Source organism: Streptomyces sp. NPDC015345, assembly GCF_043078805.1.
Taxonomy (GTDB): Bacteria; Actinomycetota; Actinomycetes; order Streptomycetales; family Streptomycetaceae; genus Streptomyces.
Genome location: NZ_JBIBTX010000002.1, coordinates 1127005 through 1140560, shown reverse-complemented (window position 1 = coordinate 1140560; position 13556 = coordinate 1127005). Strand labels below are relative to the sequence as shown.

General features: G+C 73.0%; 13 protein-coding genes and 1 pseudogene. 6 read left to right on the top strand and 8 right to left on the bottom strand.

Annotation, left to right across the window (positions count from 1 at the left end; genetic code table 11):
• Positions 1 to 110: 110 nt before the first annotated feature.
• Entirely contained in the window at positions 111 to 1292 is a 1182-nt protein-coding gene (locus ACF062_RS11305) for an ROK family protein (protein WP_392137482.1), read from the bottom strand.
• A 169-nt stretch (positions 1293 to 1461) separates the two neighbouring features.
• The gene (locus ACF062_RS11300; protein WP_392137481.1) at positions 1462 to 2055 is read right to left on the bottom strand and encodes a GNAT family N-acetyltransferase; all 594 of its coding nucleotides are present in this window, start codon (positions 2053 to 2055) and stop codon (positions 1462 to 1464) included.
• A gap of 127 nt (positions 2056 to 2182) precedes the next feature.
• Between ACF062_RS11300 and ACF062_RS11295 the strand changes: the two genes are divergently transcribed.
• Positions 2183 to 2608: a PaaI family thioesterase gene (locus tag ACF062_RS11295; protein ID WP_392137480.1), complete on the top strand. Its 426-nt coding sequence runs from the start codon at positions 2183 to 2185 to the stop codon at positions 2606 to 2608.
• 138 nt (positions 2609 to 2746) lie between these two features.
• Here the strand turns inward: ACF062_RS11295 and ACF062_RS11290 are convergent, their stop codons facing one another.
• The 4 genes from ACF062_RS11290 to ACF062_RS11275 form a co-directional block, all read right to left on the bottom strand.
• Positions 2747 to 2995: a hypothetical protein gene (locus ACF062_RS11290; RefSeq protein WP_392137479.1), complete on the bottom strand. Its 249-nt coding sequence runs from the start codon at positions 2993 to 2995 to the stop codon at positions 2747 to 2749.
• Positions 2996 to 3014: 19 nt separating this feature from the next.
• Positions 3015 to 3962, bottom strand: coding sequence for a beta-ketoacyl-ACP synthase III (locus ACF062_RS11285; protein WP_392137478.1), 948 nt, complete (start codon positions 3960 to 3962; stop codon positions 3015 to 3017).
• Between the two features lie 225 nt (positions 3963 to 4187).
• Positions 4188 to 5522: an OFA family MFS transporter gene (locus ACF062_RS11280; protein ID WP_392137477.1), complete on the bottom strand. Its 1335-nt coding sequence runs from the start codon at positions 5520 to 5522 to the stop codon at positions 4188 to 4190.
• A gap of 11 nt (positions 5523 to 5533) precedes the next feature.
• Positions 5534 to 6001: a hypothetical protein gene (locus ACF062_RS11275; protein ID WP_392137476.1), complete on the bottom strand. Its 468-nt coding sequence runs from the start codon at positions 5999 to 6001 to the stop codon at positions 5534 to 5536.
• A gap of 517 nt (positions 6002 to 6518) precedes the next feature.
• On the opposite strand from ACF062_RS11275, the pseudogene ACF062_RS11270 reads away from it, so the two are divergent.
• Together ACF062_RS11270 and fdhD are read left to right on the top strand one after the other, a co-directional pair.
• A pseudogene (locus ACF062_RS11270) lies at positions 6519 to 6715 on the top strand (Fe-S-binding domain-containing protein); the annotation flags it as partial.
• Positions 6716 to 6722: 7 nt separating this feature from the next.
• Positions 6723 to 7571 (top strand): formate dehydrogenase accessory sulfurtransferase FdhD, encoded by an 849-nt coding sequence (fdhD, locus tag ACF062_RS11265; RefSeq protein ID WP_392137475.1) that lies wholly within the window; start codon positions 6723 to 6725, stop codon positions 7569 to 7571.
• Between the two features lie 76 nt (positions 7572 to 7647).
• Here the strand turns inward: fdhD and ACF062_RS11260 are convergent, their stop codons facing one another.
• Positions 7648 to 8103 (bottom strand): MarR family winged helix-turn-helix transcriptional regulator, encoded by a 456-nt coding sequence (locus ACF062_RS11260; RefSeq protein ID WP_392137474.1) that lies wholly within the window; start codon positions 8101 to 8103, stop codon positions 7648 to 7650.
• 95 nt (positions 8104 to 8198) lie between these two features.
• Between ACF062_RS11260 and ACF062_RS11255 the strand changes: the two genes are divergently transcribed.
• The 3 genes from ACF062_RS11255 (at position 8199) to ACF062_RS11245 (ending at position 12484) form a co-directional block, all read left to right on the top strand.
• Positions 8199 to 9122 carry a zinc-binding alcohol dehydrogenase family protein gene (locus tag ACF062_RS11255; protein WP_392137473.1) on the top strand — a complete coding sequence of 308 codons (924 nt, stop codon included), beginning with the start codon at positions 8199 to 8201 and terminating at the stop codon, positions 9120 to 9122.
• A 172-nt stretch (positions 9123 to 9294) separates the two neighbouring features.
• The gene (locus ACF062_RS11250) at positions 9295 to 11214 is read left to right on the top strand and encodes an exo-alpha-sialidase (protein ID WP_392137472.1); all 1920 of its coding nucleotides are present in this window, start codon (positions 9295 to 9297) and stop codon (positions 11212 to 11214) included.
• A 10-nt stretch (positions 11215 to 11224) separates the two neighbouring features.
• On the top strand, positions 11225 to 12484 hold the full coding sequence (locus ACF062_RS11245) for a DUF4185 domain-containing protein (RefSeq protein ID WP_392137471.1): 1260 nt from the start codon (positions 11225 to 11227) through the stop codon (positions 12482 to 12484).
• On the opposite strand, the gene ACF062_RS11240 is transcribed toward ACF062_RS11245, so the two are convergent.
• Positions 12420 to 13475 carry a bile acid:sodium symporter family protein gene (locus ACF062_RS11240; RefSeq protein ID WP_392137470.1) on the bottom strand — a complete coding sequence of 352 codons (1056 nt, stop codon included), beginning with the start codon at positions 13473 to 13475 and terminating at the stop codon, positions 12420 to 12422. The genes ACF062_RS11245 and ACF062_RS11240 overlap by 65 nt on opposite strands.
• Between the last annotated feature and the right edge of the window lie 81 nt (positions 13476 to 13556).

Below are 13556 nucleotides of genomic sequence, written 5' to 3'. Positions count from 1 at the left end.
TCTCAGGGCAGGGCAGGGCAGAGCAGGCAGGGCAGAGCAGTGCGCTGTGCTGGGTGCGGTGCTGGGTGAGGTACGGGGTGCGGTGCTGGGTGAGGTGCTGTACGTGCCGGTCAGGCCGGCGAGAACAGGTGGTCGCTGATGAGCCGGGCGCCGCCGATGACTCCGGCGGTGGGGCCGAGTTCGCCGAGCACGATGGGAAGGTTGCCGGTCGCCAGCGGCAGGGACTGGCGGTAGACCTGGGTGCGGATCGCGGCGAGCAGGGTGTGGCCGAGCCCGGTCACACCGCCGCCGATCACCACGAGGCCGGGGTTGAAGAAGCTGACGAGGGCGGCGAGGACCTGGCCGGTGCGGTTGCCGCCCTCGCGGATGAGGTCGAGCGCGGCGGCGTCGCCCGCGGCGGCGGCCGCCGCGACGTCGACGGCGCTCAGGCGCCCCGCCTCGTCGAGCCGCGCGGCGAGCTCCGCCGAACGCCCCTGGGTGGCCGCCTCCTCGGCGTCGCGGGCGAGCGCCGCGCCACTGAAGTAGGCCTCCAGGCAACCCCTGTTGCCGCAGGCGCAGGGGCGTCCGTCCGGCTCCGCCTGGATGTGGCCGATGTCGCCGGCGCTGCCCGTCGTACCGCGGTGGACCTCGCCGCCGACGACGATGCCGCAGCCGATGCCGGTGCCGATCTTGACGCAGAGGAAGTCGCCGACGGAGCGTGCGACGCCCGCGTGCTGCTCCCCCATCGCCATGAGGTTCACGTCGTTGTCGACCATGACCGGGCAGCCAAGATCCTGGCTGAGGGCCTCCCTGACGGGAAAGCCGTCCCACCCCGGCATGATCGGCGGGGCGACCGGGACGCCTTCGGGGAAGCGGACGGGCCCGGGGACGCCGATGCCCGCGCCGTCGAACCCCTCCGCGAGGCCGGAGGCCTGCAACTTGGCGGCCATGGCGAGGACTTGCTCGAAGACCGCGACCGGGCCCTCGCGTACGTCCATGGGCTGGTTGATGTGGCCGAGGACCTCCAGCTCGGCGTTGGTGACCGCGACGTCGACCGAGGTCGCGCCGATGTCCACGCCGAGGAAGCGCAGCGCCGGTGCCAGGCGGATGTTGTGGGAGCGGCGGCCGCCGCGCGAGGCGGCGAGTCCGTCGGCGACCACGAGCCCGGTCTCCAGGAGCCGGTCCACCTCCACGGCCAGTTTGGACCGCGAGAGGTCGACCTGATCACCCAGCTGGGCGCGGGAGTTGGGCCCGCCGTCACGCAACAGCCGCAGCAGTCGCGCCTGGTGCGCGTTGGCGGGTCGAGCCGTCATACGTCTCACGCGCCCCTCCCCGCCTCATCGGGCTTCCGAGCTTTCGAGGGGAACGTAGCAGCGCGTGCCGGGTGTGGGAAGAAGTTGCGCGGAAAATGCCCCCGACTTTCTCCAGTCACAGGACAAAGGGCGCCCCACTCGCCGGACCGAGGAGGAAGGGCGTGCGCGGCTACGCGGGCTCGCGCAGCATGCACCACGTGCGCGGGCCGTCGTCCGGCAGCGCGACCTCCGCCGTGACGGCGAAGCCGAGCCGCTCGTAGAACGCGACGTTGCGCTCGCTCGACGTCTCCAGGAACGCCGGGCACCCCGCGCGGTCGGCGGCCTCCAGGCCGGGCCGGAGCACCGCACTGCCGAGCCCCTGGCCCTGCGCCGCCGGGTCGACCCCGACCGTGGCGAGGAACCACACCGGGCGTTCGGGACGGTGTGCCTCCAGGGCGCGCTCGGCCGACTCGAACCAGGGGGCGCGGTCCCCGGCGAGTTCCCCGATCCGCGGGCCGACCTCGGCGAAACCGGGCCCCGGGTCCTGGTCCGGCGTGGTCCAGACGGCGACGGCACGTCCGGCGTCCGCGACCCAGACGCGTCCGTAGACCATGCCGATCCGGGTGAGGAAGAGTTCCTGGAAGCCGCGTATCCGCTCCTCGTGGCCGTCGGCCGCGACGACGTACCGCGTGAAGGGGTAGTCGGCGAAGGCCCGGGCGAGGGTGTCCACGGCCGTCGGCACGTCCTCCTCGGTCGCGGGGCGTACGCGGTGCTCCGTATTCATGTGCTTCTCCCGGTGTCGCTGTCGTGCCGTGGCGGTGCCGTGGTGGCTTACCTCCGGGGTAATCGACGCCCCGGGGGGCCGTGCCGCACGATGGTGGTCGCCACGCCCCCCAGTGGAAGGTCACCCCATGTCGGACACCTTGCCCCAGAACGATCTCCGGGCCCAACTGCTTTCCGCCGTCCCCTTCGCCGCCCATCTCGGCATCGCCTTCGACGAGGCGGGACCCGAGCGCGTGGAGGGCACCCTGCCGTGGTCCCCCCAGCTGTGCACGGCGGGCGGCGTGCTGCACGGCGGGGCGTTGATGACCCTCGCGGACACGGTCGGCGCGGTGTGCGCGTACCTCAATCTGCCCGAGGGTGAGGCCACCTCGACGATCGAGTCCAAGACCAACTTCCTGCGGGCCGTGCGCTCCGGGACGGCCCGCGCCGTGGCCCGCCCGCTGCACGTCGGCGGCTCCTTCATCGTCGTACAGACCGAGGTGTACGACGATCAGGGGCGCCTGGCGGGACAGACCACGCAGACGCAGGCGGTGCTGGCGCCCAGGAGCAAGTGAGCCCCTGGCCCGCGGGCCGTGGCGCGGGCGGGGTCAGCCCCGCTCGCGCTGGTGGTAGGTCCGCCGGGTGTTTCCGTGTGGGCCCGCACGATCTCGGTGGCGCGCCGCTCGCGGGGACGCCATCGCCCGCGAACTCCATCACCTTGGCGTGGCAGGCGGCGTCGAGGGGGACGACCACGTCGGTGTCGCCGTCCGCCACGGCCTGTTCGCCCCGGTCGCCAAGAGGGTGCGGGCCGTGAGCAGTTGGTCCGCCTCCTCCTCGGTCGGCTCGTGCACGAACGCGCCCCGGGCGGGCCGCAGATCGACCCGGCCCTCGGTGTTCAGCCGTAGTCCGAGCAGCGTCTCGTAGATCCGCTCCCTGAGCGGCCCGGGGCGCGAGCCGGTCAAACGGCGGGGCGTGCCCCGTTCACGGGCAGCGGACGACCTGCCCCGCGTACGAGAGGTTGCCGCCGAAGCCGAACAGCAGCACAGGGTCGCCGGAGCGCAGCTCCCCGCGCTCCACCAGCTTGGACAGCGCCATCGGGATGGAGCCCGCCGAGGTGTTCCCGGAGTCGACGACATCGCGGGCGACGACGGCGTTCACCGCGCCGATGCGCTCGGCGAGCGGCTCGATGATGCGGAGGTTGGCCTGGTGCAGGACGACTCCGGCGAGGTCGGCGGGGGTGAGCCCGGCGCGTTCGCAGGCCGCGCGGGCCAGCGGCGGCAGCTGGGTCGTCGCCCAGCGGTAGACGCTCTGTCCCTCCTGGGCGAAGCGCGGCGGGGTGCCCTCGATCCGGACGGCGTTGCCCATCCCGGGCACCGAGCCCCACAGCACGGGGCCGATGCCGGGCTCCTGGCCTGGCCCGCACGCCTCGACGACGGCGGCGCCCGCGCCGTCACCGGTCAGCACGCAGGTGGTGCGGTCCGTCCAGTCGGTGACCTCGGACATCTTGTCCGCGCCGATGACCAGGGCGCGGGTGGCGGCCCCGGCCCGCAGGGTGTGGTCGGCCGTGGCGAGCGCGTGCGTGAAGCCCGCGCACACGACGTTGATGTCCATGGCGGCCGGCGAGGGGATGCCGAGCCGGGCCGCCACGCGGGCGGCCATGTTCGGCGAGCGGTCGATGGCCGTGGAGGTGGCGACCAGGACCAGGTCGACCGCGTCGGGGGTCAGGCCCGCGGCGGCCAGGGCCTTGCCGCCGGCGTGCGCGGCCAGCTCGTCGACCGGCTCCTCGGGACCCGCGATGTGTCGGGTGCGGATGCCCACCCGGGAGCGGATCCACTCGTCGCTCGTGTCCACGATGCCCGCCAGATCCTCGTTGGTGAGGATCTTGGCGGGTTGGTAGTGGCCGACGGCGGCGATGCGCGAGCCGTGCATGTACGGGTCCCCCTTGTTGCCGGAGATGCGGGACCCTCCAGTGTGGTCAGCGACTCACCGGTAACAGGACACGTAAAGCAACAGGAAAGGCGCGCCCCCTTTGGATGCTTCTCATGAGCCGGTCACCCTCTGAAGAGCTGGGTGACCTTGTGTACGAGTTCATACAGTCCGTAGCCGAGCGGTACCCCGACCCAGAGCCAGGCGAACACGGTGAGTGAGCGGCGGTCACGTGGTGGTGTGCTCGGCGGCGTGGTCATCGCCGGCCTCCCTCGGGGCGGGGATGTGGTGGCGGGGGTGGACGGGGCGGACGAGTTCGTTGGCCACGAAGCCGACGAGCAGCAGTCCGATCATGATGGCGAAGGAGAGGCCGTAGAGCCCGGACCCGTGTCGGCCCGCCTCCTCCTGGTGGTCGGCCACCCGGTTCACGATCAGCGGCCCGAGGACGCCCGCCGTGGACCAGGCGGTGAGCAGCCGGCCATGGATGGCGCCCACCTGATAGGTGCCGAAGAGGTCCTTCAGATAGGCGGGGACGGTCGCGAAGCCGCCTCCATAGAAGGAGAGGATGACCAGCGCGCAGATGATGAACAGCGGTTTTGATGCGTCCCCGAAGCGGGCGATGAGCAGATACATCAGAGCGCCCACGCCGAGGTAGACGCGGTAGACGTTCTTGCGGCCGATCAGATCGGAGGCCGAGGACCAGCCGATGCGACCTGCCATGTTGGCGGCTGAGAGCAGGGCGACGAAGCCGGCCGCGGCGGAGACCGAGACGGGGGTCGCGGTGTCCGCGAAGAAGTCCGTGATCATCGGGGCGGCCTTCTCCAGGATGCCGATGCCCGCGGTCACGTTCATGCACAGGACCACCCACAGGCACCAGAACTGCGGGGTGCGGACGGCCTGCCGCGCCGACACCTGCGGTCCTTCGAGCACGCCGGGGACGCCGGGCCGGCGCGCGCCCTCCGTACGCGGTACGCGGACCAGGAGCACGCCTAGTGCCATGAAGACGGCGTACGTGAGGCCGTGCACGAGGAAGGCGAGCGCGATGCCGTCCGTGTCCGCGCCGAAGGCGTCCAGCATCCGCGCCGACCACGGCGAGGCGATGAGCGCGCCGCCGCCGAAGCCCATGATCGCGATGCCGGTGGCCATGCCCGGGCGGTCGGGGAACCACTTGATGAGGGTGGAGACGGGCGAGATGTAGCCGATGCCGAGGCCGATCCCGCCGACGAAGCCGTAGCCGAACACGATCAGCCAGTACTGGCTGATCGCGGCGCCGAGCGCGGCGATCAGGAAGCCCGATGAGAAGCAGACGAGCGCCACGCTCATCGCCCAGCGCGGGCCGTTGCGCTCGACGAGCGTGCCGCCGAAGGCGGCGGACAGGCCCAACATGACGATGCCGAGCTGGAAGGGCAGCGCGCTCTGGGTGCCGCTGAGGTGCAGCGCTGATTCGAGGGGCGGTTTGAAGACGCTCCAGGCATACGCCTGGCCGATGGAGAGGTGCACCGAAAGGGCGGCCGGCGGCACGAGCCAGCGACTCCAGCCGGGGGGTGCGACGGGGGGCTTCATGATCCCGAACGCTAGGAACCGTCCGGCGGCTTGGGAAGGGGGCGCACGGAATTGGCCGCTGCGCGGCCCTCTTCGACCGCTGTCCCCGCCTCGTATACCTGACCCGCCTGTTCCGGCGGTGGCGGGGGGACGTCGCTGCGGGTGCCGTAGGGCCAGGTGATGACGGCCAGGTGACCGCCCTCGCCGTCCTCGTGCGTGGTCAGGGCGGGCGTCGGGCCGTCGATCGCCGGCGCCGCCTTGGTGAGGGTCACGACCGCCGCGAGGACCACGCCGTCGGCCCCGGCGGCGCAGAGCCAGGGGATCGCCGTCCACCGGCCGAGCGGCGAGGCCCCCTCCTCGGTGAGCACGCCCGCCTCCGCGAAGCCGCCGCCCGGCGACGTCGAGGTGGGGCGCAGGGCGGCGGTGGCCGCCTCGGCCCGGCCGGAGCCGGCGGCCTCCGTTCGCGACCGCGCGTCCCCCGCGACAGGCCGGCCGCCCATCCGGACGCGGTGCCCGGGAGCGAGCCCGTCGGCGCGGGCAGGCGGACCTCGACGCCCTCCCGTACGACGGAGGCGACGGTGAGGACCGGTCCGGGACGGGTGGTGCCGGTGCGGCCTGCGCCGTGGTCGGGCGAGCCGTCTCGCCGCACACCGCCCGCAGCGCGTCCTCCAGGGCGGCGACCGGCGCCGCCGGGTCGGACACCGCCTCGGCCGCGAGCGCCGTCACGTGAGCCCGCGGGCGAAGTAGGGCTGCTCGTAGGCCAGTCGGTCGCCCCGCTCGGCGTAGGCGCGGTAGGCGGCTTCGGGCGGTTCCGGCATGCCTCGCCGTCGCCGGCTTCCTCGGACCACCGGCCATTCACGTCAACTCCCCACGGCGCAGCGCCTCGTGCCAACCGCGATCTGCCGCACGGACCCTACGCGAGGCGGGGCCCGGTGACCTGCGCGCCAACCCACGCCACCGCCACCGCCACCGTCGACCCCGCCACCCCCGACGCCATCGCTCTCGCAGCGACCGACCTGGTACGAGGCGGCGCGGACCGGGACGAGGACCGTGTGCGCGTACTCGCGTACTGCGGAGCCGGCTGCGACCTCACCCTGCGCGTGCAGGACAATGAGATCGTGAAGGTCACCTCCTCGTACGACGATCCGGTGACCCACGGCAATCTCCGCGTCAAGGGCCGCTTCGGCTACCAGCACGTACAGAACCGGGACTGATCAGGACATGGGACGAGTCACGGAGCGACGCAAGGTCATCCGGATCCGGGACGGGCACGTCTCCGAGCGGCCCGACACCCTGGTCGCCGAGGAGCCCCTTGAGATCCGGCTGAACGGCAGGCCGCTCGCCATCACCATGCGCACGCCGGGCGACGACTTCGCGCTCGCGGCGGGGTTCCTGGTCAGTGAGGGCGTGCTCGGCGCGGCCGACGAGCTCCAGTCGATCGTGTACTGCGCCGGGGCGACCGCCGAGGGTGTCAACACGTACAACGTCGTCGACGTGAGGACCGCCCCGGGTGTCGTGATCCCCGACATCACGCTGGAGCGCAACGTCTACACCACCTCGTCCTGCGGCCTGTGCGGCAAGGCGAGCCTGGACGCCGTCCGCACCACGGCCCGCTTCCCGATCGCCGACACCCCACCGGTGCGGCTCGGTGTGGAGCTCCTCGCGGTCCTGCCCGACCGGCTGCGCGCGGCGCAGCGGGTCTTCGACAGGACCGGGGGCCTGCACGCGGCGGCGCTCTTCTCCGAGGAGGGGGAGCTGCTCGACGTACGGGAGGACGTGGGGCGGCACAACGCCGTCGACAAGCTCGTCGGCCGGGCCCTTCAGGAGGGGCGGCTCCCGCTGTCGCGCGCGATCCTGCTCGTCTCGGGCCGGGCCTCCTTCGAGCTCGCCCAGAAGGCGGTGATGGCGGGCATACCGGTGCTCGCCGCGGTCTCGGCGCCGTCCTCGCTCGCGGTCGACCTGGCCGCCGAGACCGGTCTGACGCTGATCGGTTTCCTGCGCGGCTCCTCCATGAACGTGTACGCGGGCGAGCACCGCGTCGCCCTGCGGGCCGCGGCCGCCCAGGGCTGACCCGGGGCCGCCCGCCGCACGGCGGCGCGGTCCCGGCCGGCGGGGAGCGCCCCCTGCGCCGACCGGGCCGCCTGCCTCAGGACGCGCCGTCCTCCGTGACCCCGGAGATCCGGGTCAGCATCTCCAGGAACCGTGCCCGCTCGTCGGCGGAGAGGGGCGCGAGGAGTTCGCCGTTGGCCCGCTCGGCGGCGCGGGTGCAGCGGGCCAGGAGCCGCTTTCCCTCGGCGGTGATCGTGATCGCGTTCTTGCGGCGGTCCTTGGGGTCGGGCGCGCGGTCGACGAAGCCGCCTGCCTGGAGGTCGTTGAGCACCCCGACCATGTCCTTCGGGTCGAGCAGGACGCTGCGGCCCAGCTCCGCCTGGGCGACCGGGCCGAGGTCCGCGACGGCGGCGAGCACCACGTGGTGCCACATCTTCAGCCCCTCCTGCCCAAGCGCTTCGGCGACGAGGCCCCGGCCGCGGGCGGCCGCGCGGCCGAGCAGCCAGCTGGGGAGGGTGCGGATGGTGCTGGGGGCGGGCGGCGTCGTGGGCATGGACCGAGCCTAGCGAAGAATCATTGGACTTCCCAACGAAACCTGTTTACCGTTGGGGTTCCCAATGATTCCCGAGCACTCTGGAGGTGGTGCGGATGCGTCGCGTCCGGTACGAACGAAGTGGCGGCCCCGAGGTCCTGTTCCTGGAGGAGGCCCCCGTCCCCGAGCCGGGCCCCGGCGAGCTGCTCGTGCGCGTCGAGGCCGCCGGCGTCACGCTGCCCGTCGTCCGCAAAGTGCGTGAGCAGCGCGAGCCGATCGCGCTCGGCGGCGAGATCGCCGGGAAGGTCGTCGCGCTCGGCGAGGGCGCCCGCGGCCATGCGCCGGGCGACCGGGTGACAGGGCTCGTCTTCGGGCACGGATACGCCGACTACGCCCTGCTGCACACCACCATGGCCTCCCCGGTCCCGGACGGGGCGAGCGCGGTCGACGCCGTCGCGCTGGTCCGCTCAGGGCTCGTCGCGTTCGGCGCGCTGGAGGCCGCGCGCCCCGCGCCCGGTGAGGCCGCGCTCGTCACGGCCGCGGCGAGCGGGGTCGGCCATCTTGCCGTGCAGCTGGCGAAGGCGCGGGGGGCCGGACGCGTCGTGGGCGCCGTGTCCGACTCCGACAAGGCCGGCTTCGTGCGCGGGCTCGGCGCCGATGACGTCATCACGTACGACCGTAAGGACTGGGGCGAGCCGGTCGACTACGTCCTGGACGCGGTGGGCGGCGACCTGCTGTCACCCGCCGTCGGATCCCTCGCCCCGCACGGCCGGCTGGTGGCCTACAGCTCGGGCGGCGGCACCGTGGCGGCGTACGACCTGCTCGTCGGCGCCAAGTCGGTCATCGGCTTCCAGATGGCGCTGATCGCGCGCGGCAGACCCGCGGTGTACGAGACGTGGCGGCGGGAGCTGTGGCGCCTGTTCGAGGCGGGTGAGCTGCGGCCCGCCGTGCACGGGCGGTTCGCACTGGAGGACGCGGCCCTCGCCCACGCGGCGATCGAGGGGCGGAGCAATCTCGGGAAGGTGGTCCTCGTGCCGTGAGCGACGCGCGGTTCCCCGACGCATGGTTCTTGTGAGGTGCGGTGGCCCTCAGTACCGTCTATGACTCGCACATAGGACGTGGGATGTCCAGATGTCCAGTCGCAGTCGTATCGCTGTCGAGCAGTCGCTGTCGCCGTCGCCATCGCAGTCGCCACGAAAGGCGGGCCGCACCATGTCGTCGCTGTCGTCGAGCCCATCGAGATCCAGCCTCCGCGTACGTCTCGGATCCCTCCGCGCCGCCACCGCCGCCCTGACCGCCGCGGCCGTCGTGTCCGTCGGCGCCCTGCTGCCCGCTCCCGGGGCGCAGGCGGCGCCCGAACGGACGGCGCCGTTCGAGGAGCAGGTGCTGTTCAAGGCCTCCCAGGACCCGGGGTACGCCTGCTTCCGCATCCCGGCCGTCGTGAGGACGACCAAGGGCACGCTGCTCGCCTTCGCCGAGGGCCGGGTCGACAACTGCGGCGACGCGGGCGACATAGACCTGGTGCTCAAGCGCTCGTACGACGGGGGCCGCACCTGGGGCCCGCTCCAGGTCATCAACGAGGGCGGGGGCGACACCCACGGCAATCCGGCGCCCGTCGTGGACCGCGAGAGCGGCCGGATCCTGCTCGCGGAGACCTTCAACACCGGCCGCACGGACGGCAAGAACTGCGACATCCCCTGCGACCGCACGCCCCACCTCCAGTACAGCGACGACGACGGCCGCACCTGGTCGCCGCCGCGCGACCTGAGCGAGGAGATCCTGCCGGAGAACTGGAACTCCTGGTACGCGACCGGCCCCGTGCACGGCGTCCAGCTGACCCGCGGCCGGCACGCGGGACGGCTCGTCCTCGCCGTCAACGCCGAGACGTGGGACGGCAGCCGGATAAGCGCCAACCACGCGGCGCTGGTCGTCAGCGACGACGGCGGCGACCACTGGCGGATCGGCGCCACGGACTCGTACCCGGTCGCCGCCGACGGCACGTTCCGCCAGAAGCCGTCCGAGATGACCGTCACCGAGCGGCCCGACGGGGCGCTCCACGTCAGCGGGCGCGAGCAGGACGGCACCGACCTCGGCCACCGCACCCAGGCGGTCAGCCGGAACGGCGGCGGCTCCTTCACCGCTCCCTTCCGGGCGGTCCCGGACATCTACGCGCCCCAAGTGCAGTGCTCCACCCTCCAGTCGGGCAAGCGGATGCTGCTCGCCTGCCCCGGCGACCCCGACCGGCGCCGCACGATGCAGATCCGTTCCTCCTACGACGGCGGCCGCACCTGGGACAGCGTCGACCGGGGCACGACGGTGACCACGGACTGGTCCGGCTACTCCGACCTGGTGCGGGCCGACGGCTCGCATACCGGCCTGCTGTACGAGGCCGGCGCGGTCGACGCGCGCGACGAGATCCGCTTCGCCCGCTTCACGGAGGACTGGCTGAAGCCGCGCCGGGGCCCCGACCCGACGACCCGCGACCACGCCCCGGGTGCCCGCGCCGCGGCCGTGCTCGGCGGGGCACGCGCGACCCCGGGACGCTTCGGCGGGGCGCTCTCCCTCGACGGCGCGGACGACGCCGTACGCCTGCCCTTCCGCCGCCAGCTGCCGCTGGGCGCCAAGGACTTCACTGCCTCCATGTGGTTCCGCTACACCGCGACCAGCGGTGAGCAGCCGATGCTGTGGATGGGCGGCATCGGCACCAACCAGCCGCAGGTGTGGCTGCGCGGCGAGCCGGCGAGCGACCGCGTCACCGGCCTGATCACCACGCGCGAGGGCGCCGCGCCGCCGAGGTCCGCCTTCGTGCGCACCACGGGCGCGTACAACGACGGCGCGTGGCACCACATCGCGCTGCGCCGTGGCGACGGGCGGCTCACGCTCTTCCTCGACGGGGAGCAGGTCACCGCCGCGGACGTGCCGGGCTCGGTCAGCCGCAACTCCGCGTTCGGCGTGCACATCGGGCAACGCATGGACAGCCGCGCCCACTTCACCGGGTCGGTCGACGACGTGGCGGTGTACGACAGAGCCCTGGGCGACGCGGAGGTGGAAGCCCTGCGCACCGGTGAGGCTCCTGTGACACGGGACACCGTCACCCGGCTCCCCATGGACCGCGTGCGCGGCAGCAACTAACGTCCCCGGCGTGTCCGACCGAGAACGTCGCGGTGGCGCGGGCGGCAGGATCTGGCTGGTCCTGCTGCTCGCCGTCGCCTGCGCGGCCGTCCTGCTCATCGCCCTCCCGGAAGACGACCGGGAGGGCGCGCCGGACGCGGCGTGCCGCCCCAAGGCCGTGGCGTCCTGGTCGGCCGACGACAAGGCGACGGGGGAGTTCGCGCGCTACGGCGACGACGGGACGCGGACCGACGACTGGACCGGCGGGGACGGCACCCACTCGGTGCGGCTGCCGGACGGGCGCGTCCTGTGGCTGTTCTCCGACACCTTCCTCGGCCAGGTCCACGCCCCGCCCAACCCGGCGGGCCAACCCCACACCTGGCGGGACACCAACGCGCCGATGGTGCGCAACTCCGCCGTGGTGATGTCCCGCTCGGGCACCCTCAACCGCACCCTCCCCACTCCCCTCTTCGCCGACCCGGCCCCCCAGCAGTGGCGCTGGCCGGTGGCGGCGCGCGTCGAGCCCCGGTCGCCCGGCTCGGACGAGCAGGTCGTACGCGTGCTCCTGTGGACCCGCATGGCGAGCCAGGGCCCCTGGATCTACGGCGTCCCCCTCGCCACGGAGGTCGCCACGCTCTCCCTGCCCGACCTGCGTGTCGAGGGCATCGTGAAGGTCTCCGACCAGCAGGGCGTGAAGGACCCGGAGAAGCGGGTCCTGTATGGCGCGGCGACGGTCGACGACGGCGGCTGGACGTACGTCTTCGGCGGCACGGACGCCCAGGCCACCTCGCGGCCGTCCTCGCACGCCCATGTCGCGCGCGTCCCGCACGGCAGGCTCGCCGAGGCGGACGCGTGGGAGTACTGGGACGGCGAGGAGTGGGGGCGCGGGGCCACGTCGCGGCCGGTCCTCGGGGACGGGAAGCGCAAGGGGGTGGGCAGCGCGTTCACGGTCGTGCGGGAGGACGGGACGTATGTGCTGTTCACCATGGCCGCGGGCACCGAGGGGCTGACCACCGTCACGTCGTACTGGTCCTGCTCCCCCACCGGGCCCTGGCACGGCCCCGCCAAGGGGTTCGAGGCGCCGCTGCCGAAGGACTCCGCGCCGCGTCAGGACACGGCGGCGTACAACCCGCAGGCCCACCCGGCGCTCGGCGGGGACGGGCGCGTGGTGCTGAGCTACGACGTGAACTGGCTGGACCCGGTGCCCGCGAGCGCGCAGGCGAACGTCAACCGGAACGTGGCGCTGTACCGGCCGCGGTTCGTGACGCTGCGCCTTGCGGAGCCGCGCTGAGCGGCTCCTCGCCGTCGAAGTCGCGCGGATCGCGCGAGCGGCGCTTGGCGATGACCGCGCAGACCATCAGCTGCATCTGGTGGAAGAGCATGAGCGGCAGGACGGCGAGGGAGGCGTGCGCCCCGAACAGGACGCTCGCCATGGGCAGCCCGGCGGCCAGGGACTTCTTCGACCCGGCGAACTGGATGGCGACGCGGTCGCCGCGGCCGAAGCCGAGCCGCTTGGCGCCGTACCAGGTCAGCGTCAGCATCACGGTGAGCAGCACCGCCTCGACGCCGAGCAGCGCGAGCAGCCGCCATGGGGTGACCTGGCTCCAGATGCCCTGCACCATGCCCTGGCTGAAGGCGGTGTAGACGACGAGCAGGATCGAGCCGCGGTCCACGTACCCGAGGACCTTCTTGTGCCGTGTGACGAAGCCGCCGATCCAGCGGCGCAGGAGCTGCCCGGCGACGAACGGCACGAGCAGTTGCAGCACGATCTTGACGACGGAGTCCGCAGAGAAGCCGCCGCCCCTGCTGCCGAGCAGGGCCGCCGCGAGCAGCGGGGTGAGCAGGATGCCGGCGAGCGAGGAGAAGGAGCCCGCGCAGATGGCCGCGGGGACGTTGCCGCGGGCGATGGAGGTGAAGGCGATGGACGACTGGATCGTCGACGGCACCAGCGTGAGGAAGAGGAAGCCGCTGTAGAGGGCGGGCGTCAGGACGTAGGGCACGAGCCCCTTCGCCGCGAGTCCGAGCAGCGGGAAGACGAGGAACGTACAGGCGAGGACCGTGACGTGCAGCCGCCAGTGCTTGAGCCCGTCGAGCGCCTCGCGGGTGGACAGCCGGGCCCCGTAGAGGAAGAAGAGGAACGAGACGGCGGCGGTGGAGGCCCCGGAGGCGACATCGGCGGCGGTGCCGCGGGCGGGCACCAGGGCCGCGATCCCCACGATCGCGAGCAGCCCCACGATGTAGGGGTCGACCGGCATCCACGACGGCCACTTCAGGCGTTTCACGGTGCTCCATGCTCTCGGGGGCGAAATCCGGCCTTCGGCCGGAACATGCCCTCACCATGATCCTCCTGTCCGGTGCGATCG